Source organism: Cellulomonas sp. SG140, assembly GCF_025770785.1.
Lineage (GTDB): Bacteria > Actinomycetota > Actinomycetes > Actinomycetales > Cellulomonadaceae > Cellulomonas.
Genome location: NZ_JANZLA010000007.1, coordinates 151109 through 175263 on the forward strand (window position 1 = coordinate 151109; position 24155 = coordinate 175263).

The window sequence follows — 24155 nt, forward strand, 5'->3', positions numbered from 1 at the left end:
TGGTGCGGCCGGATGCCCCATCGGCCCGGCTGTGCACCGTATGAGGCATTCCGAGACCGACCGTTCCGCGCAGAGGGGCAGGTTCACCCCTCGGTGTGAGCCCACCGGCGTGAGGCCGTCGGCGCGAGCCTCGCGGCACGGGGTGCCCGACGCCCGGCCACTAGGCTGGCCGCCGTGGTCGACGCGTCAGGCACGGTGGCGTCGTCCCGAGCCGCACGTCGTGGCACTGGCGCTCGCGGACGAGGCCGTCCGCGCGACCCCGGCCTCGAGGAACGGACCCGCCTCGTCGCGCTGGAGCTGTTCGGCAAGCGGGGCTTCTCCGGCCTGACGATCGACGAGGTGGCGGCGACCGCCAAGATCGGCAAGTCGTCCATCTACCTGCGCTGGCCGGACAAGCAGACGCTGCTGGCCGACGCGCTGCGCGGCATCCAGGGCGCCGACCCCGCGCAGGCGGCCACGGGCACGGACGACGACGCCTACGAGCGACCCGAGGGCCGCAGCACCCCCGAGCCCCAGACGCTGCGCGACTACCTCCTGGCGCACGTGCACCGCCGGGCGGACCTCTACCTCGGCCCCTACGGCCTGGCGATGCTCCGCCTCTACGTGGAGGCCCGCGCCTACCCGGACCTGTTCGGCGCGATCCGCGAGCAGGCGATCTCCCGGCTGGTGCTCGACGAGCGCGAGCGGGTGGCGCAGGCCGTGCGCGCCGGGGTGCTGCCGCCGGACGCGGCCCCGGTGCGCATCCTGGACGCCGTGGAGGGCGCCATCTTCATGCACCTCCTGGTCACGCCGCCGGAGCTGCTGGACCGCGTCCGCGCCGGTCTGGACGACTACGTGGAGCGGATGGTCGACGACCAGCTGCGCGCCGCGGGGTACGACGCGCAGGCGGACGCCGAGCGCGTCCGGCGGCTCAGCCCTCCCGGAAGCTGATCCCGAAGCCGCCGCGCGGGTAGTGCCAGCGCAGCGCACCGGGAGCGGCGACGGCGAGGCACGTACCGCACTCCAGGCAGGCGGCGTGGTCGGCCACGATGCGGCCGTCCTGCTCGCTGTACACGCCGGCCGGGCACACCGCGATGATCCGGGCGCCGGTGCCGGTGGTGCGGCACAGCTCCTGGTCGATCTCGATGTGCGACTCCTCCTCGTCGAGCACCACCCGGTTCTTCGCCAGGCGCTCGGGGACCGACATCGCCCTCACAGTGCACGCACCCCCGCCCATCCGTCGCTGACCAGGTCGCGCACGGTGACCGCGGACCTCCTGAAGCTGTCCCGCGCCACCGCCGCCAGGTGCTTGCGCGGCGTGCCGTCCAGGCTGAACACGTCGCGGAACAGGCCCGCGGCGAGCTCGCCGTAGGCGCCGTACATCCGCGGGCGCTCCAGGAACTTGGGCGCGCGCGCGTAGGTGCGCAGGTCCTTGACCACGAAGCTCTCGTCGAGGTGGCGCCGGTAGGCCGCCAGACCGGTCGCGGTGACGTCCTGCGCCGCGATCGCCTCGCCGATCCCCTTGGCCGCCGCGACGGCGGAGCCGATCGCGAGGTCCATGCCGCGCACCGTGAGGCCGGAGTTGATCGTCAGGCCCGCGGCCTCACCGACCACCACCAGGCCCCCGGTGACGAGCTGCCCGAGCATCTCCAGACCGCCCTCGGCCACCAGGTGGGAGCCGTACTCGACGATCTCGCCGCCGCGCAGGTAGGGCTCCAGCACCGGGTGGCTCAGGTAGTGCTCGAACACCTCCGGAGCCGTCCGCCCGTGCCTGACCAGGTCGTCGAGGCGCAGGACGACGCCGATGGACAGCGACTCCGTGTTGGTGTACAGGAAGCCGCCGCCGCCGATGCCGAGCGTGCAGTCGCCGACGATCGCGTGCGCCGCACCCTGGTCGCCGCTGACCGCGAAGCGGTCCTCGATGACGGTGCGCGGCAGGGACACCACCGCCTTGACCCCCACCGCGAGGTGGTGCGTGGGCGGCTGGGGACGCAGCCCGATGCTGCGGGCCAGGAACGAGTTGACCCCGTCGGCCGCCACCACCACGCGTGCGCGCAGCTCGTCGTCACCGGCGCGGACGCCGACCACCTGCGGTCCGGCCGGCCCGTCCTCCCGCAGCAGCGAGTCGACGCGGACGCCGGGCATCAGGAAGACGCCGGCCTCCTCCGCACGCTCGGCGAGCCACGGGTCGAACCGCGCCCGCAGCACCGTCACGGCGTTGACCGGCTCGGCCAGCGGGCCGCCGGCGTAGTCCAGGGACACGGAGGAGTCGCCGGTGAGGAACGTGGTGACGTGCCGCGTGATGCGGCGCTCCACCGGTGCGTGGTCGGCGAAGCCGGGGAACACCTCGTCGAGCACGCGCCCGTAGAGCACGCCGCCGGACAGGTTCTTGGCGCCCGGCGCCTCACCGCGCTCGATCAGCACCACCGACAGACCCTGCTGCGCGAGCAGGTAGGCGGTGACGGACCCCGCCGGCCCGGCGCCGACGACGATGACGTCGAAGTCCGGCTCGGCCGCGGCGCTGCTCATGCCGCGCCGCCGAGGGCGGCGGTCAGCGCCGGCACCACCTGGTACAGGTCGCCGACGATGCCGTAGTCGCACTGCGCGAACACCGGCGCGGCCTTGTCGCTGTTCACCGCGACGATCACCTTCGCCTCGCGGACGCCCACCATGTGCTGCAGCTGCCCGGAGATGCCCACGGCGACGTACAGCTCGGGGGACACGCGCTGGCCGGAGATGCCGATGTACCGGTCCTTCGGCAGCCAGTCGACGCCCTCGGCGAGCGGCCGCGAGCAGGCCACCTCACCGCCGAGCGCGCCGGCCAGGCCGCTGATCAGGGCGACGTCCTCACGGGCCTTCAGCCCACGGCCGACGCCGACCACCACGCGTGCGGCGCCCAGGTCGACACCGGCGACCGTGGTGGGCCGCACCTCGACCACCTGCGCCGGGAGCGGGGTCGCGGGGACCTCCTCGACGGGGGCGGACCCGGCCGCCGGGGCGGCGCCGGAGAGGACGACGACGGCGCCCGCGTCGACCGCCAGGACGGCCGGTCCGCCGCTCACCGCGGTGCGGTGCTGGCTGATCCCGCCGAGCACCGACCGGGTCACCACGACGTCGTCGCCGGACAGCTCGACGCGCTCGACACCGGCGAGCACCGGGCTGCGCAGCGCCGCGCTGACCGCGCCGAGCAGCGCCCGGCCGCCGGGCGTGGTGGCGCCGACCACCGTGCGCGGGGTGGCCTCGGCGACCAGCCGGGCGACGTCCGGCGCGAAGGCCTCGACGGGTGCGCTGCCGGGCTCACCGAGCCAGAGCACCCGGTCGACGACACCGGCGACCGCGTCGGCCACGGCCCGACGGCCCGCCACCACGGCGACCACCTCGGTGCCGAGCGTCCGGGCCACCTCGACCAGACCCGTGGCGGCGGCGTCGTCGGCGACCACGATCCACGACTGTGCTGTCTGTGCTGTGTTCACGTCGGTTCTCCTCAGGGGTCTACAGGGCGCCGGACTGACGCAGCGCGCCCACCAGCTCGCTGGCGGCGGCAGCGGCGTCGGTCCCGTCGAAGATCCGCGCGGTGCGCTCGGCACCACCCGGCTTGGCGGTGGCCAGCGTGGTCAGCACGGCGCCGGGCTCGGCGACGGACAGCTCCGCGAGGCTCAGCACCTCGACCGGCTTCTTGGCGGCCGCGAGGATGTCCTTCATCCCGGCGACGCGCGGCACCACGGCGTCGGCCGTCGCGGCGAGCACCACCGGCGTGGGCACCGAGACGAGGGCGGTACCGGCGGGCAGCTCGCGCTCGACCACCAGCCCGGCCGTCCCGGCGTCGGCGGCCCGCACGGCGCTGACCGCCGCCAGGCCGAGCCACCCGAGCGTGCCGGCGAGGGTCAGGGCCACCTGGCCGGCGGCCACGTCGACCGACGAGTCCCCGGCGAGCACCAGGTCCACGTCGCCGAGGTTCCGGACGGCTGCGGCGAGCACCGCCGCGAGCCGGGTGCCGTCGGCACCGTCCAGCGCGTCGTCGGCCACCAGCACCAGCCGGTCCAGGCCGCGGGACAGCGCCGCCTTGCGGGCCAGCGGGGTGTCGATGGCGGCGGGGCCGACGGTCAGGCCGATCACCTCGCCACCGGTCGCGTCCGCCAGCTGACGGGCCAGCTCGAGCGCCACCGGGTCGTACTCGCTGACGGCCCACTTGGCGCGGGCGAGGTCGACGGACCCGTCGGGCGCGACGTCCGCGTCCTGGGGGTTGGGCGCCCACTTGTAGGCGACGACGATCTTCATCGCAGCTCCTTCACGTAGCAGCCGAGCGCGGGCTCAGCTGTGGTCCTTGACGATCTGGCGGCCGGCGATGTGCACCATGATCTCGTCGGTGCCGCCGCCGAACCGGTGGCCGCGGATGTCCCGCCACAGGCGCGAGACGCGGGTGCCGACGGTCACACCGACGCCGCCGAAGATCTGCATCGCCTCGTCCGCGACCTCGAAGGCGGCCATCGCGCAGTACCGCTTGCACAGCGCGCCCTGGCTCTTCAGCGGCACCTGCTGGTCGAGCATCCAGGCCGTGCGGAACACGAAGTTGCGCATGTTCTCGACCTTGATGGCCATGTCCGTCAGCTTCTGCTGGATCAGCTGGAACTCACCGATCGGCCGGCCGAACTGCACGCGCTGGGCGGCGTAGCTCGCGGCGTCCTCGAACGCGCACTCCGCCAGGCCCAGGCACTGCGAGGCGATGACCAGCCGCTCCATCTCGAAGTTGCGCATCAGCTGCTTGAAGCCGTTGCCCTTGACGCCCACCAGGCAGGACTCCGGCAGCGTCACGTCGTCGAGGAAGATCTCGCAGGAGTCGGAGATGTGCCAGACGATCTTGTCCAGCCGGTTCGTCGTCACGCCGGGCGCGTCCATCGGCACGAGGTACATCGAGATCGCCTTGCGCGGGTCCTCGACGGCGGGGTCCTTGGCCATCAGCAGCAGGTACCTGGACTGCAGCGCGTTGGTGATCAGCGTCTTGGTGCCGTTGAACGTCACCAGGCCGTCGTGGTGCACCGCGGTGGTGGTCATCGCGGAGTTGTCCGACCCGGCGCCCGGCTCGGTGAAGCCGAGCGCGAACGGCACGTCGCCGCTGCTCAGCAGGCCCAGCACCTCCGCCTTCTGCTCCTGGGACCCGAACTCGATGATGTCCATCGCCTGCAGCAGCTCGAGGCCGTAGCCGTTGTTCAGCCCCTGGCGGGCGGTGCGGGCGGCAAGCAGCACCAGCGTGATCGCGTCGACCGGCGTGCCGCCGTACTCCTCGGGGAAGCCGAGGGACATGAAGCCGGCCTCGTGCATCGCCTTGCGGAACGACGTCGGCGGCTGGTGGTGCAGGTCGAGGTCCGCGATGTACGACTCGGGGCACTCTCGCTCGAGCAGCTCGTCGAGGCTCTCGAGGAGCAGCTGCTGCTCGTCGGTCAGTCCGAAGTCCATGGTCTGCCTTCCGCCGTCGGCGCGTCTGGGGGTGGTGGGGCAGCCCTCACCGGGTGCCGCACGGCGATCGTCGGCCCGGCCCACGGGCCCGCACCAAGGACGATGGTCCCCGTTACGGACGGCACGGGTCCGAATTTAGGGTCCCTCTGACCTGCGGAAGGACGATGGTCCTTTTTGCCGACGATCCGCGTCCGCAATCGTGATCCGCGTCCGGCGGGACGGTCCGCGGGTTGACGAAGGAGTGCGACGTGGCACAGGTGATCACGGCGGCGCAGGCCGCCGCGCTGCTGAAGGACGGCGACACCGTCGCGCTGAGCGGGTTCGGCCTGGCCTGCGTCAACGAGGAGACGATGTCCGCCGTCGAGGCCCGGTTCCTCGCCGAGGCGCACCCCCGCGACCTGACCGTGATCCACGCGAGCGCCGTCGGCAACCGTCGTGACAAGGGCATGAGCCACTGGGCGCACCAGGGCCTGATCAAGCGCTGGATGGGTGGCATCGCCATCGCCTCGCCGGCGCTGGCGAACCTGATCGCCGCCGACGGCTGCGAGGCCTACAACCTGCCGCAGGGCGTGATCTGCCAGCTGTACCGCGAGGTCGCGGCGAAGCGCCCCGGCGTGATCACCAAGGTGGGCCTCGGCACGTTCGTCGACCCGCGCGTCGAGGGCGCCCGGATGTCCCCGTCGTCCACGGACGACTACGTCCAGCTGCTCGAGCTCGGCGGCGAGGAGTGGCTGTTCTACCCGTCCTTCCCCATCTCGGTCGGCCTGATCCGGGGCACGGTCGCCGACGAGCGCGGCAACCTCACCCTCGAGCACGAGGGCCTGAAGATGGAGGTGCTCCCCATCGCGCAGGCCGTGCGCAACAGCGGCGGCATCGTCATCGCGCAGGTGGAGTCGATCGCGCAGGCCGGGAGCCTCGACCCGAACCTCGTCAAGGTGCCGGGCATCCTGGTCGACTACCTGGTGGTCTCCGAGCCGGAGAACCACTTCCAGACGGAGAACACGCACTACAACCCGTCGTTCTCCGGTCAGCTGCGGGTGCCGCTGTCCGGCGTCGAGTCCATCCCGCTCAGCGAGCGCAAGGTGATCGCCCGGCGCTGCGCGATGGAGCTGCGTCCCGGTGCGGTGCTCAACCTCGGCGTCGGCATCCCGTGCGACGTCGGCACGGTGGTGGCCGAGGAGGGCCTGAGCGACCAGATCATGCTGACCACCGAGGCCGGCGCGATCGGCGGTGTGCCGGCCGGCCTGAAGGACTTCGGCCACGCGTACAACCCCGAGGCGCTGGTCGACATGCACGCGCAGTTCGACTTCTACGACGGCGGCGGCCTGGACTGCGCGGTGCTGGGCCTGGCCCAGACCGACCAGCACGGCAACGTCAACGTCTCCAAGTTCGGCGTCCGGGTGGCCGGCTGCGGCGGGTTCATCAACATCTGCCAGTCCGCCAAGACGCTGATCTTCGCGGGGACGTTCACCGCCGGCGGGCTCGACGTGGCGGTGACGGACGGCCGGCTGGAGATCCGCACCGAGGGCAAGGCGCGCAAGTTCCTCGCCGACGTCGAGCAGATCACCTTCTCCGGCCCGTACTCCCGCGAGCGCGACCAGCGGGTGCTCTACGTCACCGAGCGGGCGGTGTTCGAGCTGCTCGAGGGCGTGATGACCCTGATCGAGATCGCACCGGGCGTCGACCTGCAGCGCGACGTGCTCGACCTCATGGACTTCGCCCCGGCGGTGTCGCCGGACCTGACGCAGATGCCCGCCGGGCTGTTCACCGAGGTGTGGGGCGGCCTGGGCGCCACCGCCGGCGTCCCCGAGCCCGCCCTCGGCTGAGCCCCCACAGCTTCGAACCGACCCCACCGTGCGGGCGCCGTCGCCCGCACCTCTCGAAAGGGCACGTGATGTCCAACCAACCGGCGCCCACCCTGAACAGGTGGACCGTCCTGACCGGCTCGGTGCTGGTCCTGCTGTGCACAGGCGCCATCTACGCGTTCTCGGTGTTCGCCGGCCCCCTGACCGCCGGGCACGGCTGGACGATGTCCCAGGTGATGCTGGCGTTCACCATCAACGGCGCCGTCGCCCCGATCCCGATGATCCTGGGCGGCTACGTGATCGACCGGGGCGGTGCCCGGATCGCGATCCTGGTCGGCGCGATCCTGTTCGCGCTCGGGTTCGTGCTCACCGGCACGGCCACCACGCTGACGCAGCTGTACCTGTACTACGGACTGGTCGCCGGGCTCGGCCAGGGCTTCGCGTACTCCGGCTGCCTGAACAACACGATCAAGCTGTTCCCGGACCGCCGCGGCTTCGCGGCCGGCGTCATCACGGCCGGCATGGGTGCCGGCTCGGTGATCGCCGCACCGGTGGCGCAGTCGATCGTCAAGGGCAGTGGACCCGGCGCCGCCTTCGTGCGGATGGGCCTGGTCTACGCGGTCGTCGTGGTGATCGGTGCGCTGCTGGTCCGGCCGGCCCCCGTCGGCTACAGGCCGGCCGGGTGGACGCCGCCGGCCGGCGCCCCCGCGGTGGAGAACCGGACGTGGCGGGACATGCTCGGCACGCCGACCTTCTACCTGATCTTCGTGATGCTCGGTGCCGGTGCGTTCTCCGGCCTGATGATCGCCTCGCAGCTGTCGCCGATCGCGCAGACCAGCATGTTCGGCATCACGGCCGGCACCGCGGCGGTGCTCGTCTCGGTCTACTCGATCTGCAACGCCCTGGGCCGCTTCGGCTGGGGTGCCGTCTCCGACCGGCTCGGCTACACCACGGCCGTGGCGTTCATCTACGGCCTGGTCGCCGTGTCCTTCCTGGTGATGCTGACCGTGCACTCGACCGTCGGGTTCGTCATCGGCATCGTCGGCCTGGGACTGTGCTTCGGCGGCGTGATGGGCGTGTTCCCCGCGCTGACGATGAAGACCTACGGCCCGCGGTTCCAGGGGGTCAACTACGGGATCATGTTCACGGCGTACTCGATCGCCGCGTACTTCGGGCCGAAGATCGGCGCGAGCCTCGGCAAGTGGAACCCCAAGCACCCCGGCAGCGGTGACTACACGCAGCCGTTCGTCATCGCGATCGTCGTGACGCTGGTGGGTCTCGGCCTGACCCTGGCGCTCGCGCGGATGACGGCGGCGAGGACCGCGGTGGCTGCCGCGGAGCCGAACCGCGTCGGCGCGGGTTCCTGAGCAGGCGCGCGCCGAACGAAGACGTCGGGGTGCGCGGAGTCTCCCCCCGCGCACCCCGATGACCGACGGAGGACAGATGGGCCCGGACCTGAGCCTCGCGGCGGCTGTGGCCGCCCGGGCACTCGACGGTCCGGACCGCGTCGCCACGGTCGACGACCGCGACGCGACCCTCACGTTCGCCGAGCTGGACCGGGCCGCCGCGGGCCTCGCCGCCACCCTCGCCGATGCCGGGGTGGCGGCGGGCGACCGGGTCGCCTGGGCGGGCCGCAACCATCCCGGTCTGCTGATCACGCTGCTGGCGGCGCAGCGGCTGGGTGCGGTGTTCCTCCCGCTCAGCTTCCGGGCGGCACCGGGCGAGACCGCCGAGATGGTGCAGTGGTGCGGCGCCCGCGTCGTCGTCGGGCTCGAGGCCGCGGAGGCTCAGCTGGCGGACCTGCCACCGTCCGTCACCACGCTGCGCTGGGGCGCGGAGCTGGTGAGCCGGCCGGGACCCGCGCGACCGCGGTCTGCCGCGCCGGACGACCTCGCGGTGCTGCTGCACTCGTCCGGCACGTCCGGCAGGCCCAAGGCGGTGATGCTGAGCCACGCCAACCTGTGGTGGAGCGCCCGCAACCTCGAGGCGGTCCTCGACCTGCACCGGACCGACATGACGCTGGCCGTCGCCCCGTTGTTCCACGTCGGCGGGCTGAACTGCTTCACCCTGGGGACGCTCGCGCGGGGCGGCACGGTGCTGCTGCGCCCCAGCTTCGACCCGGCGCGCACGCTCGTCGACCTCGCGTCACGCGTGACCACCGTGTTCGGCGTCCCCGCGATGTACGAGGCGATCGCGCGGCAACCGGGCTTCGCCACGGCGGACCTCTCCGGCGTCCGGGCGGCGATCGTCGGCGGGGCGGCGGTCCGGCCGCAGCTGATCGAGGCCTACCGGGCCCGCGGCCTGGCGCTGCTGCCGTCCTGGGGGATGACCGAGGCGGCGCCCTGCGGGACGGTGCTGCCGGCAGCCTGGCTGGCCGCCAAGCCGACCTCCGTGGGGCTGCCGCTGCCCTACCTCCGCATCGAGCTGCACCACCCGGACACCGAACGCACCGTGACGGGCGTCGGCTGCCCCGGTGAGATCTGGCTGAGCGGCCCCCAGGTGACCGCCGGCTACTGGGCCGATCCCGAGGCGACCGCCCGTGCCGTCCGCGGCGACTGGTTCCGCACCGGTGACCTCGCCGCGTGGGACGACGACGGGTGCCTGCGGCTGGTGGGACGGCTGTCGGAGGTGGTGAACTCCGGCGGCGAGAAGATCTGCCCCGGCGAGGTCGAGGCCGCGCTGGTGCCGCTGGCCGAGCAGCGCGACTGCGAGCTCGTGGTGCTCGGCGTGCCGGACGCGACGTGGGGCGAGGCGGTGGTCGCCGTCGTGGAGTGCCGCTCGCAGCCGGCACCCACGCTCGACGAGGTGCGCGCGGCGGCCGGAGCCGCGGTCGCCCGGTTCAAGCTGCCGAAGCACCTGCTGGTGGTCGACGCGCTGCCCCGCACGCCGACCGGCAAGGTGGACCGCCGCGCGCTGACCGAGCTGGCGCAGCGCCGGCTCTGAGCCGGACCGGTGGCGGTCCCGCATCGCACGGGACCGCCACCGGCGTCGCTCAGACCTCGCGCAGCACCTCGCGGGCGAACCGCAGCGACCGCTCCCGCAGCCCCTCGATGCGCCGCTGCACCACCCCGGCGGGGTCCTGACCGGCCTCGATGATCGTCGGGCGCCGCCGCACGTTGCGCGAGCACTCGAACCGGGTGCAGATCAGCGTGCCGATGGTGTCTCCCTTGCGCCCCGCCGCACCGGCCCGGCGGGCGACGTACAGCGACACGTCGTCGGTGGCCGTCACGTCCTCGCACCACGCGCACACGGCGCGGCGGCGGGAACCGGGGTCGTCGGGCGCCCGCAGCGCGAGGCCGACCAGGGCGTCGTCGACGGTGAGCACCACGTAGGCGCGCAGCGGCGCCTTGCGGTCCACCCAGCCCAGGTAGTCGAGGCGGTCCCAGGCCTCGGGGGCCAGGGCGGACAGGTCGGGGAGGGTCACCTGCGCGGCCTCGCGGCGCGAGCAGTTGACGAAGGACGAGCGGATCTGGGACTCGGTCAGGCGGTTCATGGCTCTCGGCTCTCGTGCGGCGGGGAGCCGTCGACCGGGCGGCCGCACGACGAGGTGGTCGCGGGGCGAGCGGGACGACGGCGAAGGGCGAGGGCCCGCCGGGGGTGCGCCGAGCGCGCCGGACCGTGCGGTCCGACGGAGGTGCTGCCGTGAGGCGTCAGGCGTTCCGGGCGGGCGTCCGGCCCAGGCCCGAGCAGGCCGCGACGGCCGCCCCGCTTCCCCGCTGCATCGTGATGCGCTCCGTGCTCCCCGGCCGCCGGCTGCTCCCGCGGCACGTCCGCCCGCCATGGTGCGACACCGCCCGGCGCCGAGGCAAGCCGATTCGTCCTACGCCTGACCCGTGCCCGGCTCGTGCCGGAACAGGTCCCGCACCCGCTGCCGGGCGTGGACGTCCTCGCCGCTCGGGTCCAGCTGCACCACCAGGTGCACGTAGTCGCCGGGCAGGAGGATCGACCGCGAGGTCGGCGTGTAGTCGTGCATCGACCGGCGCAGCCGGACCACCCGGGTGCCCGCCGGCAGGTCGAGCTCGGCGATGCGGTGCCCGGCCGCCGCGCTGCCGAGCTCGACCGCCAGCTCGATCGTCGCGTCCTCGTCGTACGGCTGGTCCGGGGTGCCCGCCGCGAGGCCCGCGGCCGGACCGGCCGACGGACCGGCCGCCAGGAAGCGGTGCAGCAGCACGTCGTAGATCGGCTTGCCGCGCAGCAGGTCGGCGGTCAGCAGGGCCAGTAGCACGCAGCCGGCGACGGGCAGCGTGTGCACCACCCTGCCGGACATCTCCACGACCAGCAGGATGCTGGTGATCGGCGCCTGCACGCTTGCCGCGAGCACGCCCGCCATCGCGCACAGCGCCAGCGTCGGCACGTAGCCGCCCGGCAGGCCGACGTGGCCCGCGAGCAGGGCGAACGCACTACCGGTCAGCGCCCCGACGGCGAGGATCGGCATGAAGATGCCGCCTGGCGTGCCGCTGCCGAAGCTGGTCGAGGTGAACAGGATCTTGGCGACCAGCAGGAGCAGGACCAGCCCCAGCCCGCCACTGACCGTCTCCGCGAACCGGATCAGGTCCTCTCCGCCGCCGAGCAGCTGCGGCAGCGCCAGGCCGACCGGCAGCGCGAGCACCAGGGCGACCACCGGCCGCCACCGCGCCGGCACCCGCCCGTAGGCCGTCTGCGAGCCGAGCAGCGCCCGGTTGGTGACCACCCCGACGGCGCCGGCGACCGGCCCGAGCAGTGCCACCCAGAGGTACTGGTGCACCGGGAGCACCGGCACGGCGCCGAAGTCGAGCACCGGCCGCAGGCCGAACACCACGGACGAGACAACGTCGGAGGTCAGTGCCGCGGACGCTGCCGTGAGCAGCACCGCCGGCGAGAAGCTGCGGTGCAGCTCCTCCAGCGCGAACACCGTGCCGGACAGCGGTGCGCTGAACGCTGCGGACAGTCCTGCGGCTGCGCCGGCCGTCACCAGGTGGTCGCGCTCCAGCCGGCTGGCGCCCACCGTGGCGGTCACCGCCTGGGCTGCGCTCGCGCCGATCTGGATCGACGGCCCCTCGCGGCCCAGCGACAGGCCGGCCAGCGAGCCGAGCGCCCCGGCGACGAACCGCACCACCAGCACCCCTGCGGCCCGCACCCGCAGCCCGTACAGCACCATGCCCTTGACCTGCGGGATCCCGCTGCCCGTCGCCGCCGGCACGCGCCGCAGCGCCGCCGCGATCACCAGACCGGCGCACACCGCGCCCGCGAGCCACAGCGGCACCAGCACCGGTTGCTCCGCGAGCCGCGCGTACACGCGCCGTGCGACTCCCACGCCGGTGCCGAGCAACGCCCGGTAGGCCACCACGAGCAGGCCCGCCACCACGCCGGTCAGCACGGCACGCCACACCAGCCGCCACGTCGCGACGTCCCGCGGGGACAGCTGCAGCCGCACGGCGCTGGTCACCTCCGGGCGTCGGGGCCGACGGCGGGTACGGGTCTCGGCAGCCGAATCATCCCACCTCCGCCCCATCGCCTCCCGTCGGGTGGCGCGTGCGGCCGTCTGCGGCGACTAGCCTTGACTCGGGCCGCCGTGCGGCGTGCCCGCGGACCCCGACCGGGGAGGTGAGCCCTCGTGGACCCAGGCAGTACTCGACGGGCTCGCCTCGCAGCGGTCGCGCTCCGCACCTCCCGGATCTGATCCCGGACGGCCAGGCGCTGTCGCACGTGGCGGGCTCACGCGCTCGTCGACGTCGTCGAGCGGGTCGGAGCGCCGGTGCCGTCGCCGCGCCCCGTCGCCGTGCCTTCCGCGGCTCCCGTGACACGCGTCCCGTCACCCGTCAGCACAGCCCCGCCCTACGTGAACGCGGTCTGCGTGCGTGCGCGCCTGCCTGCGCACCGCACGCGCAGCCACGCAGATCGGCCGGGCTGCCGAACGTTCGGAGTGCCCCATGTCCGTCTCCGCCATGCACCCCGCGCCGCCAGGCCGCACCGGCCTGCGGTCCCGTGCCGCCCGCAGCACCCAGTCCCTCGCCCTGCGCCGGGAGGTCGCCGGCGCCCTCGTCTCCGTCGCCGGTCTGCACAACCGCCCGGTGCGCGACGCCGACGGCAACGAGGTCGGCCGCGTCGAGGACGTCGTCGTCCACTGGGACAGCGGCTACTCGCCGCTGACCGGCCTGATCGTGCGGGTCGGCGCCCGTCGCACCTGGGTGCACGCCCAGGACGTGATCACGATCGAGCAGCAACAGGTCCTGCTCCGCTCCACCCGGTTCGACCTCCGGGACGTGGTGCGGCGCGAGCGGGAGCTGCAGCTGCTCGGGGACGTGATCGACCACCAGCTGGTGGACGTCGCCGGGATCCGGGTGGTCCGCGCCTCCGACCTGTACCTGACGCAGGTGTACGGCGTGTGGCGGCTGGTGGGGGTGGACGTCTCCCTCGCCTCGCTGCTGCGTCGCGTGCTGCCCGGCGGCTGGGGTCGGCGGCCGAGCCCCAGCCAGGTGCTCGACTGGTCGAGCATCCAGCCCTTCGGCGTGCCGGGGGAGTCGGTGCGGCTGCGGCGCGGCCACACCGAGCTGCACCGGATGCGGGCGGCGGACCTGGCCGACCTGCTGGAGAGCCTGGGACGTGCCGAGCGGCGTGAGCTGCTCGAGGGCCTGGAGCCGGAGACGGCGGCCGACGCCCTCGAGGAGATGAACCCGCGCGACCTGAACGACCTGCTCCGGGACGCCCCCGTGCAGCAGGCGGCGGACCTGGTCGCGGCGATGGAGTCGGACGAGGCGGTCGAGGCGCTGCGTGAGATGCCAGAGGAGGAGCGCAGCGAGCTGCTCGACGCGATGTCCGAGGTGCGCGGTGCCGAGCTCGGTGCGCTGCTCGAGTACGACGAGGAGACGGCCGGCGGCTACATGACGTCGCGGCTGGTGCGGCTGCACTCCGAGCGGACGGTGGCGGACGCGATCGCCGCGGTGCGCGCGGACGCGGCACGTGGCGAGACGCCGGCCGGGGTGGTGGTGGTGGACGACGACGGCGCGCTGGTGGACGACGTGTCCGTGGTCGAGCTGCTCGGCGTCGACCCGTCCACACCGCTCGGGCGAGTGGTCGGTGCGCCGTGGCCGGTCACCGTGCCGCTGGGCGCGGGCCTGGAGGACGTCGTCGAGCGGATGACGGACAACCGGGGGTCGTCGGTGCTGGTGGTCGACGAGCGCAACCGGCCGGTGGGCCGCATCCTGGCCGACGACGTGGTGGACGCCCTGGTGCACCAGGACGACCGCCGGTGGCCGTGGCAGCGGCGTGCGGGGAGCGCGTCGTGAGCGCCCGGACGCAGGGCGCGCCCACGCAGGGCGTGCCGACGACGACCGCGACGGACGCCCTCGACCAGCGGGTGCCCCGGCGGATGCGGATGAAGGTCGCGCTCGCGGCCCTCGGGGCGGTGATCGGCCCGGGCCTGATCGCCGGCCTGTCCGACGACGACCCCGCCGGCATCACCACGTACTCCGTGCTCGGCACCAACTACGGCTACCGCCTGCTGTGGGTGCTGACGGTGTCGACCGTCGCCCTGATCCTGTTCCAGGACCTGGGCGCCCGCATCGGCGTCGTCACAGGTCAGGGCCTCGCCGGCCTGATCCGGCAGCGGTACGGCGCGCGCGCCGGTGTGCTGTCGATGGCGGCGCTGCTGCTGGCGAACATCGGCACCACCACCGCGGAGTTCGCCGGCATCGCCGCGGGGTTCCAGATCTTCGGGGTGAGCCGGTACATCTCCGTGCCGATCGCCGCGGTGATCGTCTCCACGCTGGTGCTGCGCGGCGGGTTCCGCGGGGTGGAGCGCGTGCTGCTGGCGCTGTCGGCGGTGTTCGTCGCGTACATCGCGGCCGGCATCCTCGCCAAGCCCGACTGGGGTGCGGCGCTGACCGGCTCGGTGGTGCCCTCGATGCCGACCGGGCGGGACGCGATCCTGATCGCCACCGCCACGCTCGGCACCACGCTCGCGCCGTGGGGACTGGCGTTCATCCAGTCCTACGCGGTGGACAAGCGGCTGACGCCGCGCGAGCTGGGGCTGCTGCGCTGGGACGTGATCACCGGTGCGGTGCTCACCGGCGTGATCGGCTTCTTCGTCGTCGTCGCGACCGCCGCCACGCTGCACAAGCGGGGCCTGACCATCCAGGACGCCTCGGACGCCGCCGTGGCGCTCGAACCGCTCGCCGGCCGGCTGGCCTCCGAGCTGTTCGCGGCCGGGCTCATCGGTGCGGCCCTGCTGGCGGCGTCGATCCTGCCCCTGTCCACCGCCTACTCGGTGGCGGACATCGCCGGCCGTCCGGCGGCACTGGACGACTCGATCGCGGAGGCGCCGCTGTTCTACGGCACGTTCGCCTTCGTCACCGTCACCGGCGTGGTGCTGGTGCTGCTGCCGGGGGTGTCCCTGGTGCCGGTGCTGGTGGGCACGCAGGTGATCAACGCGGTGCTGCTGCTGCCGCTGCTCGGCTACATGTCCGGCATCGCGCGGGACAAGCGGCTGATGGGCGAGTACGCGGCGCGACCGTGGGTGACCACCGTGTACTGGGTGACCATCGCCCTGATCACGGTGTGCATCGTGGCGCTCGGCGTGCTGTCGCTGCCGCACTGAGCGGGTCTGCGCCCGACGCGTGGGCGGGCACCGGCACACTGGGCCGGTGCCCGCCCTGCTGCGTCGTTACCACCCGTCCGACCTGCCCGGCATGTACCGGTTGTGCCTGCTGACCGGCGAGGCGGGCGGCGACGCCACGGCTCTGTACCGCAACCCCGACCTGCTGGCGCACCTGTACTGCGGTCCGTACCCGGTGGCGGACCCCGGCCTCACGTTCGTGGTGGCCGACGAGCAGGGCGTCGGCGGGTACGTCGTGGCGACGGCCGACACGGTCGCGTTCGACGACTGGCTCGAGGCGAGCTGGTGGCCGTCGCTGCGCTCCCAGTACCCGCTGCTGCCCGACCCGGGCGACGGCACGGCGGACCACGTGCTGGTCGAGCGGATCCACCACTGGCAGCACGTCACGCCCCCGGCCGGCTTCCCGGCGCACCTGCACATCGACCTGCTGCCGCGGCTGCAGGGGCAGGGCTGGGGACGCCGGCTGATCGGCGCGCTGTCCGACGAGCTGCGCTCGCGCGGAGTGCCGGGCGTGCACCTCGGGGTGGACGCCCGGAACACCGGCGCGATCGCGTTCTACCAGCGGCTCGGCTTCCGGCCGGAGGAGTCCTACGAGTGGGGGCACCGGCTGGTGCTGCCGCTCTGACGGCAGCGACCGCTGGTGCGCCCGGACCTCAGCGGCCGAGGCGACGGGCCGTGCACCGACCGGGCCGCGTCCGAGGGGGCATGATGACGCGGCCCGGCCGGGGACGGTCCGTCAGAGGGTGACCTCGACCTGGACCGTCGCGCCGGCGGGGGCGTAGGGGACGAGGTTGCCCTCGACCGGACGGCCGTCCACCACCAGCCGGCCGCGCGCCCCGCGGGCGCCCGAGTTGGTCACGTGCACGACGTAGGTCGCGCCGCGCGCCACCCGGGTCACGGTGAACTCCGGCACGTCCGGCCCGATCTGCGGGTCGACGACGAGCCCGTCGTAGTCCGGCCGCACGCCCAGCAGGTGCTGGGAGACGGCGACGAAGTTCCACGCCGCCGTGCCGGTCAGCCAGCTGTTCTTCGCCTCACCGGCGCGGACGGCCTCCTTGCCGGCGATCATCTGCGCGTACACGTACGGCTCGAGGCGGTGCACCTCGCTGATGTCCTCGCGGTAGGCCGGTGCGATGCGGCGGTAGTGGTCGAACGCCTTGTCACCACGCCCCAGCACCGTCTCGGCGATCACCACCCACGGGTTGTTGTGGCAGAAGATGCCGCCGTTCTCCTTGTACCCGGGCGGGTACGTCGACACCTCGCCGAGCTCGATCTGGTACGTCGTGTACGCCGGGTGCTGCAGCACCATGCCGTGCGGCGTGCCCAGCAGCTCCTCGACCGAGTCCAGGGCCTGCACCGCCGGCGCGGTCTCGTCGTCCGGCCCGTCGCCCACGCCGATCCCGGCCATCACCGCGAACCCCTGCGGCTCGATCCAGATCTTGCCCTCGGGCTTGGCGTCGGTGCCGACGGGGTTGCCGAAGTAGTCGTACGCGCGCAGGAACCACCTGCCGTCCCAGCCGTCGCTCAGCACGGCGGTCCGCATCTCCTCCACCAGCCCGCGGGCCCGCTCGGCCACGTCGGCCAGCCCGCGCCGGGCGGCCAGCTCGGCGTACTCGCGCCCGTAGAGCACGAACTGCGCGGCGATGAACACCGACTCCGCGACGCCGCCGGCCTTGTTCTCCGTCGTCTGGAACGGCTCACCCGGCTCGGTGGAGAAGCAGTTGAGGTTGAGGCAGTCGTTCCAGTCGGCCCGGCCGATCAGCGGCAGCCCGTGCGGGCCGCGGTGGGTGACGGTGAACTCGAACGACCTGGTCAGGTGGTCGAACAGCGGCACCTCGGTGCCCGGCTCGTTGTCGAACGGCACCGGCTCGTCGAGGATCGAGACGTCGCCCGTCTCCTTGACGTAGGCCGCGACGCCGGCGATCAGCCACAGCGGGTCGTCGTTGAAGCCCGAGCCGATGTCGTTGTTCCCGCGCTTGGTCAGCGGCTGGTACTGGTGGTACGCCGACCCGTCGGGGAACTGCGTCGCGGCGATGTCGAGGATGCGCTCGCGGGCCCGCGCCGGGATCAGGTGCACGAACCCCAGCAGGTCCTGGTTGGAGTCGCGGAAGCCCATCCCGCGCCCGATGCCGGTCTCGAAGTAGCTCGCCGAGCGGCTCATGTTGAACGTGACCATGCACTGGTACTGGTTCCAGATGTTGACCATCCGGTCGAGCTTCTCGTCACCGCTGCGCACCGAGTAGCTGGACAGCAGGCCGGTCCAGTAGGCACGCAGGCCCGCGAACGCCACGTCCGTCTGCTCGGTGGTGGCGAACCGGGAGAGCAGCGCGTGCGCCCGCTGCTTGTTGATCACCTGGTGGGCGTCGTCCTCCCACTTCTGCTCGTCGGGGTTCTCCACGTAGCCGAGCACGTAGGTCAGCACCCGCGACTCGCCCGGCTCCAGGGACACGTGCACCGAGTGCGACCCGATGGGGTACCAGCCGGACGCCACCGAGTTCGCCGACTCGCCGGCCAGCGGCACCGCCGCCTCGCCGAGCCCGTTGTAGGCGCCGACGAAGGTGTCCCGGTCCGTGTCGAACCCGTCGGCGTGGGTGTTGACGGCGAACACGGCGTAGTGGTCCCGGCGCTCGCGGTACTCGGTGCGGTGGTAGATCGCCGAGCCGTGCGGCCCGTCCTGCTCGATCTCCACCTCGCCGATGGACAGGTTGCGCTGGTAGTTCGTCTGGTCGTCCTGCGCGTTCCACAGGCAGAACTCGACGAAGCTGAACAGGGTCACGTCCTTGTGCTGGTCGGAGGTGTTGGTCACCTCGACGCGCTGCACCTCGGCGTCCTCGCCGACCGGCACGAAGACGAGCGTCTCCACGCGAACGCCGCGCCGCTCGCCGGTGATGCGGGTGTAGCCGAGTCCGTGCCGCGTCTCGAAGTGGTCGAGCTCGGCCTTGACCGGCATCCACGACGGCGTCCACACGTCGCCGCCGTCGTTGACGTACAGGTACCGGCCCCCGGCGTCGGCCGGGACGTTGTTGTAGCGATACCGGGTGAGGCGGCGCATCTTGGCGTCCCGGTAGAAGGAGTAGCCGCCGGCCTGGTGCGAGATCAGCGAGAAGAAGCGCTCCGAGCCGAGGTAGTTGATCCACGGGTACGGCGTGCGCGGGGTGGTGATGACGTACTCGCGTGCGTCGTCGTCGAAGTGGCCGTAGCGCATGCCGGTGCCTCTCGTGGTGCCGGCGCGTGCGCCGCGGGTCCGCTGCTGTGCGGTCGCCGCGGCCGCCTGGAGCCGGGGAACGTGGTCGCAAGTGTGGGCTGAGTGCGTGCGAGAGCGCTCCCACGCCCTCGCGGCAGACGATAGTGCCTCCGGTGCCGGGGTGGCGAACCCCCTGGCGGGGCGCCCACACGGTGCCGAGCCGGGCACCTCCGGGCGAGCCGGGTACCTCCATGTGCCCAGCTCGCGTCGATGTGCCCCACTCGTCGCGCGACCGCCGGTGTCCGGAAGGCTCAGGAGCCGCCGGGGTCCGACGACTACCGTGTCCTGCGTGCTGCTCTCCGACCGTGACATCCGGACCGAGCTCGCCTCCGGCCGCGTGGTGCTCGACCCGTTCGACCCTGCGATGGTGCAGCCGTCGAGCGTGGACGTGCGGCTCGACAAGTGGTTCCGGCTGTTCGACAACCACAAGTACGCGGTGATCGACCCTGCCGAGGAGCAGCCGGAGCTGACGCGGCTGGTCGAGGTGGCGGCGGGCGAGCCCTTCGTGCTGCACCCCGGCGAGTTCGTGCTCGGCTCCACGTTCGAGCAGGTCAGCCTGCCCGACGACGTGGCGGCACGGCTCGAGGGCAAGTCGTCGCTGGGCCGGCTCGGGCTGCTGACGCACTCCACCGCCGGGTTCGTCGACCCCGGGTTCAGCGGTCACGTCACCCTCGAGCTGTCCAACGTGGCGACGCTGCCGATCAAGCTGTGGCCCGGCATGAAGGTGGGCCAGCTGTGCTTCTTCCGGCTGTCCTCCGCGGCGGAGCGTCCGTACGGCTCGACGGCGGCCGGCTCCCGCTACCAGGGTCAGCGCGGGCCGACGGCCTCGCGGTCGTGGCTGAACTTCCACCGCACGCCGGTGTGACGGAGCGGGTGACCGCATGAGCGACGAGCAGCTGCCCCCGCTCGACACGCAGGACCCGCAGGTGCGAGCCCGCCACCTGCTCGCGCTGCCGGCCGGGGTGGGCACCGACGAGGTCGAGGTGCTGGCCCAGAGCCGGTTCACCGCAGCCCGTTGGGAGGAGCCGACCGACACCGGCGCCGTCCGGACCGGGCTGCGACCCGCCGTCACCGCCGCGTTCGGCATCCGGGCCGTGCCCGCCGGCGCCCATCCGGCCCACGCCCTCCGGCTGGGCCGCATGTCCCGGCTGGTCGGCCCGTACTCGGTCACCCCCGAGGACGCGATGGCGCTCCGGCTGCCCGCCACCACCCGCACGGTATGGGCGCTCGACTGCCCGGCCGAGCGCGGTGAGCCGCCGTGGCCCGGTGGCGACCGCGACGGTCTGAAGCGGGCGTTCCCCAAGGGTGTGCCGGTACGGGACGAGGAGCGGGCGCTCGTCTGGCTGGTCGCCACCGCCCGGCGGCTGCAGGGCGCGGTGCGGATCGCCGACTCCGGCGTGGTGCTGACACCGGACGTCGACCAGGCGATCGACCTGACCGTGCTGACCGACCGCTGGCTCGAGCCGGACGAGGCGGTGGCGGTGGTGCGCCGGGTGCTGCCGCGTGCCCACCGGTCGGGTGAAGGGGTGCATCAGCCCTGGTCGGGGCCGCCGCACCCGGACGACGCGGCGGTGCGCGCGGCGCTGGGGCCGTTCGGCGTGCAGGACGCCGCCGAGCGTGCGCGGCTGTCCGCAGAGGCGGACGCGTACGACCAGTGGATGATGGCGCACCCCCCGGCTGCCGAGGCGTTCGGCGTCGAGGCGGACCTCGGCGTGGACGGCATCCTGGTGGTCGAGGTCAGCGAGCGGCAGGAGGTGCCGCCGCTGCTGCGCGGCCTGCCGTGGGCGGCCAACGGCGTGGTGGCCTACCGCGTGCACTGGGAACCGGCGGACGTCACCGAGCTCGAGGCCGAGCGGCCGTCGCTGGAGCACCGGGTCGCCCGGGGGCGGACGTCGCCCCGCATCCAGGCGATCGCCAAGGCGCTGCACGAGGCGGTGGGCGGCGAGGTGGCCGACGAGGCCGACTTCCTGGTGGACCCCGCCGACCTCTGAGGGTGCGCGCGCGACGGCCGATCGGGTCGCGAGGGGATGCCAGGCGAGGCGGCAGCGACTAGACACGGGGGCATGGGAACCCTGGTGAGGTCGACGGTGCTGGGTCTGGCGGTCGGGGGGAGGACCTCGACGGCGTTCGCGGTGCCGGTGATGGTGGGCACGCGCGGCCGGACCGGGCTGGGGCCCGCGCTGCTGCGGCTGCTCGCCCGGGCGGCGGTGGTCGGTGAGCTGGTGGGGGACAAGCTGCCCAGCACGCCGTCCCGCACGGACGAACCCGTGCTGTACGGCCGCACGGCGGCCGGGGCGCTCGGTGCGCTCGCGCTGTCGGTGCTGGAGCGTCGCCGGGTCGGCTCGCACCTCGTGGCGCTGGTCGCCGGGGGTGCGGGGGCGTTCGTCGGGTCGATCGCCGGGCGGGAGTGGCGGCGGTGGGCCGACGAGGAGGGCCCCGAGGGGCTGCACCCGGACTGGAAGGCCGCCGTGATGGAGGACACGCTGGTCCTGGTCAGTGCGGCATGCCTGGTCGGCACGTCGCGCGACCCGCGGTTCTGACGCTGCGTGTCGCGCCTAGTCTCGGCGCGTGACGACGACGGACGAGGGCTGGCGCACCACCGGATCGCGGGTGGTGTACGAGAACCGGTGGATCCGGGTGCGTGAGGACGCCGTGCAGCACCCGGACGGCAGGCCCGGCGTGTACGGCGTGGTCGAGGTGCGTCAGCCGGCGGTGTTCGTGGTGGCGGTGACCGACGACGACGAGGTGGTGCTGATCACCCAGCACCGGTACACCACCGGACCCGGTTCGGTGGAGGTGCCCGCCGGCGGCTCGGACGGGCAGGAGCCGCTGGTCGCCGCGCAGCGGGAGCTGGCGGAGGAGACCGGGCTGGCGGCGTCGCGATGGACCGCGGTGGGGGACGTCGAGTCGCTGAACGGCGTGGCCGATGCGCCCGGGCACGTGTTCGTCGCCCAGGGGCTGTCGCGGCTACCGGGCTCGGCGGCGGCGCACCAGGCCGAGGAGGGGATCAGCGCCGTGCGCCTGGTGCCCTTCGGTCAGGTGCTGGCGATGGCCGCGGCGGGGGAGATCCGCGACGGGGAGTCGCTGGCGGCGCTGGCGCTCGCGGGGATCCACCTGGGGCGGTTCCGCTGAGGCCGGGCGCCGAGCGTCGGCCCCGCGTAGGGCGTCGGGTGACGGCCGCTCGGCGTCAGGCGGCAGCCGCCGGGGCGAACTGGGTGCGGTAGAGGTCGGCGTACAGGCCGCCGGCGGCGATCAGCTCGTCATGCGTGCCGGACTGCACCACGCGCCCCTCGTCGAGCACGACGATCAGGTCGGCGGCGCGGATGGTGGACAGCCGGTGGGCGATCACCAGAGAGGTGCGCCCGACGAGCGCCGCGTCCAGCGCCGCCTGCACGGCAGCCTCCGACTCGGAGTCCAGGTGGGCGGTCGCCTCGTCGAGCACCACCACGTCGGGTGCCTTGAGCAGCAGCCGCGCGATGGCCAGCCGCTGTCGCTCGCCGCCGGACAGCCGGTAGCCGCGGTCACCGACCACCGTGTCGATGCCCTCCGGCAGGGAGTGCACCAAGTCCCACACCTGCGCCTGGCGCAGGGCGGCCTCGATGTCGTCGTCGGACGCGTCGGGCCGGACGAACCGCAGGTTGCCCGCGATCGTGTCGTGGAACAGGTGCGCCTCCTGGCTGACCACACCGACCGTCGCACGCAGGGACGCGGCGGTGACGTCCCGAAGGTCGAGGCCGGCGACGGAGACCGAACCCTCCGTCGGGTCGTACATGCGGGTGACCAGCTGGGAGATCGTCGTCTTGCCGGCGCCCGACGGGCCCACCAGCGCCACCATCGACCCCGCCGGGACCGTGAACGAGACGTCGTGCAGGGTGTCGGCCACCGGGTCGTGCCGCAGCTGGGCGACCGACTCGAGCGAGGCCAGCGACACCTCGTCGGCGGACGGGTACCGGAACCGCACGTGCTCGAGGCGGACCTCGGCGCCGCGGGCCGCGACGGCCGCCCGCAGGTCCACCGCGTCCGGCTTCTCGGCGACCGTCGGCTTCAGGTCCAGCACCTCGAGCACCCGCTCGAAGCTCACCAGGGCGGTCATCACGTCCACCTGCACGTTGGACATCGCGGTCAGCGGTCCGTACAGCCGGGTCAGGTAGGACGCGAGCGCCACCACCACGCCGACCGTCAGCTGCTGCCGCACGGCGAGCACACCGCCGTAGCCGTAGATGATCGCCACGGCCACCGACGCCACCGTGGTGAGCCCCACCCGGAACCACGTCGCGTACAGCGCCTGCCGCACCCCGATGTCCCGCACCCGACCGGCCTGTGCCGCGTACGCCGCGGACTCCCGGTCGGGATCGCCGAACACCTTGACCAGGTGCGCGCCGGCGACGTTGAACCGCTCGGTCATCGTCTGCGACGCCTCGGCGTTGAGCTCGTAGCTCTCGCGGGTGATCGCCGAGATCTTCCGGCCGAACCACCGGGCCGGGAACACGAACGCCGGCAGCAGCACCAGCGACAGCAGGGTCAGCTGCCACGACATCGACAGCATCGCGCCGAGCACGAAGGCGACCGTCAGCGCGTTGGCGACGACGTTCTGGAGCGTCGAGGTGAACGCCTGCTGGGCGCCGAGCACGTCGCCGTTGAGCCGCTGCACCAGGGCACCGGTCTTGGCGCGGGAGAAGAACGCCAGCGGCATGCGCTGCACGTGGTCGAACACCGCGGTGCGCAGGTCGAGGATCAGCCCCTCTCCGACCGTGGCGGAGAGCCAGCGCTCGGCGACGGACAGGGCGGCCGACGCGACGGCCAGCAGGGCGACGGCTGCCGCGATGCCGATCACCACGGTGGCGCGGCCCTTGGCGATGCCGTCGTCGATCAGGTGCTTGAGCAGCAGCGGGGTGGCGGCGCCGACTCCGGCGTCGATCGCCAGGAGGAGCACGAAGAGGGTCAGCCGGGCCCGGTACGGGCGGGCGAAGCTCAGGATGCGGCGCAGGGTGCCGGGGGCGAGGTGCTGCTCGGTGACGGAGCGGTCGCGGCCGAAGGTGCGCAGCATGGGGCCGCCGTGCATGGGTGACGGGGTGGACAT

General features: G+C 73.4%; 20 protein-coding genes. 11 read left to right on the top strand and 9 right to left on the bottom strand.

Features of this window, described 5'->3' with window-relative positions; genetic code table 11:
* Nucleotides 1-174: 174 nt before the first annotated feature.
* Nucleotides 175-930 carry a TetR/AcrR family transcriptional regulator gene (locus N0B34_RS13840; RefSeq protein ID WP_263731992.1) on the top strand — a complete coding sequence of 252 codons (756 nt, stop codon included), beginning with the start codon at nucleotides 175-177 and terminating at the stop codon, nucleotides 928-930.
* Here the strand turns inward: N0B34_RS13840 and N0B34_RS13845 are convergent.
* Genes N0B34_RS13845 through N0B34_RS13865 form a run of 5 tightly spaced genes read right to left on the bottom strand, consistent with a single transcriptional unit; the run spans nucleotide 911 to nucleotide 5433 of the window.
* Nucleotides 911-1186, bottom strand: a complete 276-nt coding sequence (locus N0B34_RS13845) for a ferredoxin family protein (protein WP_263731993.1) — start codon at nucleotides 1184-1186, stop codon at nucleotides 911-913. The two genes, N0B34_RS13840 and N0B34_RS13845, sit on opposite strands and share 20 nt — an antisense overlap.
* Nucleotides 1187-1191: 5 nt before the next feature.
* The gene (locus tag N0B34_RS13850; RefSeq protein WP_263731994.1) at nucleotides 1192-2508 is read right to left on the bottom strand and encodes an FAD-dependent oxidoreductase; all 1317 of its coding nucleotides are present in this window, start codon (nucleotides 2506-2508) and stop codon (nucleotides 1192-1194) included.
* Nucleotides 2505-3452 carry an electron transfer flavoprotein subunit alpha/FixB family protein gene (locus N0B34_RS13855; RefSeq protein WP_263731995.1) on the bottom strand — a complete coding sequence of 316 codons (948 nt, stop codon included), beginning with the start codon at nucleotides 3450-3452 and terminating at the stop codon, nucleotides 2505-2507. The genes N0B34_RS13850 and N0B34_RS13855 overlap by 4 nt, the downstream gene beginning before the upstream one ends.
* A 19-nt stretch (nucleotides 3453-3471) precedes the next feature.
* Nucleotides 3472-4257, bottom strand: a complete 786-nt coding sequence (locus tag N0B34_RS13860; RefSeq protein ID WP_263731996.1) for an electron transfer flavoprotein subunit beta/FixA family protein — start codon at nucleotides 4255-4257, stop codon at nucleotides 3472-3474.
* A gap of 33 nt (nucleotides 4258-4290) precedes the next feature.
* A complete protein-coding gene (locus N0B34_RS13865) occupies nucleotides 4291-5433 on the bottom strand; it encodes an acyl-CoA dehydrogenase family protein (protein ID WP_263731997.1) in 1143 nt (380 codons plus the stop codon).
* Nucleotides 5434-5681: 248 nt separating this feature from the next.
* Here N0B34_RS13865 and N0B34_RS13870 point away from each other — a divergent pair, with 248 nt between their 5' ends.
* The 3 genes from N0B34_RS13870 (at nucleotide 5682) to N0B34_RS13880 (ending at nucleotide 10181) form a co-directional block, all read left to right on the top strand.
* On the top strand, nucleotides 5682-7259 hold the full coding sequence (locus tag N0B34_RS13870) for an acyl CoA:acetate/3-ketoacid CoA transferase (protein ID WP_263731998.1): 1578 nt from the start codon (nucleotides 5682-5684) through the stop codon (nucleotides 7257-7259).
* Between the two features lie 68 nt (nucleotides 7260-7327).
* Nucleotides 7328-8605, top strand: coding sequence for an OFA family MFS transporter (locus tag N0B34_RS13875; RefSeq protein WP_263731999.1), 1278 nt, complete (start codon nucleotides 7328-7330; stop codon nucleotides 8603-8605).
* A gap of 76 nt (nucleotides 8606-8681) precedes the next feature.
* Nucleotides 8682-10181, top strand: coding sequence for a class I adenylate-forming enzyme family protein (locus N0B34_RS13880; RefSeq protein ID WP_263732000.1), 1500 nt, complete (start codon nucleotides 8682-8684; stop codon nucleotides 10179-10181).
* Nucleotides 10182-10230: 49 nt separating this feature from the next.
* Here the strand turns inward: N0B34_RS13880 and N0B34_RS13885 are convergent, their stop codons facing one another.
* Nucleotides 10231-10731, bottom strand: a complete 501-nt coding sequence (locus N0B34_RS13885; protein WP_263732001.1) for an FBP domain-containing protein — start codon at nucleotides 10729-10731, stop codon at nucleotides 10231-10233.
* 327 nt (nucleotides 10732-11058) lie between these two features.
* Nucleotides 11059-12663, bottom strand: a complete 1605-nt coding sequence (locus N0B34_RS13890) for a ClC family H(+)/Cl(-) exchange transporter (RefSeq protein WP_263732002.1) — start codon at nucleotides 12661-12663, stop codon at nucleotides 11059-11061.
* 484 nt (nucleotides 12664-13147) lie between these two features.
* Between N0B34_RS13890 and N0B34_RS13895 the strand changes: the two genes are divergently transcribed.
* Genes N0B34_RS13895 through N0B34_RS13905 form a run of 3 tightly spaced genes read left to right on the top strand, consistent with a single transcriptional unit; the run spans nucleotide 13148 to nucleotide 16456 of the window.
* Nucleotides 13148-14503 (top strand): magnesium transporter MgtE N-terminal domain-containing protein, encoded by a 1356-nt coding sequence (locus N0B34_RS13895; protein ID WP_263732003.1) that lies wholly within the window; start codon nucleotides 13148-13150, stop codon nucleotides 14501-14503.
* Nucleotides 14500-15813 carry an Nramp family divalent metal transporter gene (locus tag N0B34_RS13900; protein WP_263732004.1) on the top strand — a complete coding sequence of 438 codons (1314 nt, stop codon included), beginning with the start codon at nucleotides 14500-14502 and terminating at the stop codon, nucleotides 15811-15813. The genes N0B34_RS13895 and N0B34_RS13900 overlap by 4 nt, the downstream gene beginning before the upstream one ends.
* A gap of 46 nt (nucleotides 15814-15859) precedes the next feature.
* Nucleotides 15860-16456, top strand: a complete 597-nt coding sequence (locus N0B34_RS13905; RefSeq protein ID WP_263732005.1) for a GNAT family N-acetyltransferase — start codon at nucleotides 15860-15862, stop codon at nucleotides 16454-16456.
* Nucleotides 16457-16567: 111 nt separating this feature from the next.
* Here N0B34_RS13905 and N0B34_RS13910 read toward each other — a convergent pair whose 3' ends face one another.
* The gene (locus N0B34_RS13910) at nucleotides 16568-19036 is read right to left on the bottom strand and encodes a GH36-type glycosyl hydrolase domain-containing protein (RefSeq protein WP_263732006.1); all 2469 of its coding nucleotides are present in this window, start codon (nucleotides 19034-19036) and stop codon (nucleotides 16568-16570) included.
* A gap of 328 nt (nucleotides 19037-19364) precedes the next feature.
* Here N0B34_RS13910 and dcd point away from each other — a divergent pair, with 328 nt between their 5' ends.
* From dcd to N0B34_RS13930, 4 genes are all read left to right on the top strand, one after another.
* Nucleotides 19365-19940 (top strand): dCTP deaminase, encoded by a 576-nt coding sequence (gene dcd, locus N0B34_RS13915; RefSeq protein WP_263732007.1) that lies wholly within the window; start codon nucleotides 19365-19367, stop codon nucleotides 19938-19940.
* A gap of 16 nt (nucleotides 19941-19956) precedes the next feature.
* Entirely contained in the window at nucleotides 19957-21066 is a 1110-nt protein-coding gene (locus N0B34_RS13920) for a hypothetical protein (protein ID WP_263732008.1), read from the top strand.
* 72 nt (nucleotides 21067-21138) lie between these two features.
* Nucleotides 21139-21615, top strand: a complete 477-nt coding sequence (locus tag N0B34_RS13925) for a hypothetical protein (protein WP_263732009.1) — start codon at nucleotides 21139-21141, stop codon at nucleotides 21613-21615.
* Nucleotides 21616-21643: 28 nt separating this feature from the next.
* Nucleotides 21644-22207, top strand: a complete 564-nt coding sequence (locus N0B34_RS13930) for an NUDIX domain-containing protein (protein WP_263732010.1) — start codon at nucleotides 21644-21646, stop codon at nucleotides 22205-22207.
* 55 nt (nucleotides 22208-22262) lie between these two features.
* Here N0B34_RS13930 and N0B34_RS13935 read toward each other — a convergent pair whose 3' ends face one another.
* Nucleotides 22263-24155, bottom strand: a complete 1893-nt coding sequence (locus N0B34_RS13935) for an ABC transporter ATP-binding protein (RefSeq protein WP_263732011.1) — start codon at nucleotides 24153-24155, stop codon at nucleotides 22263-22265.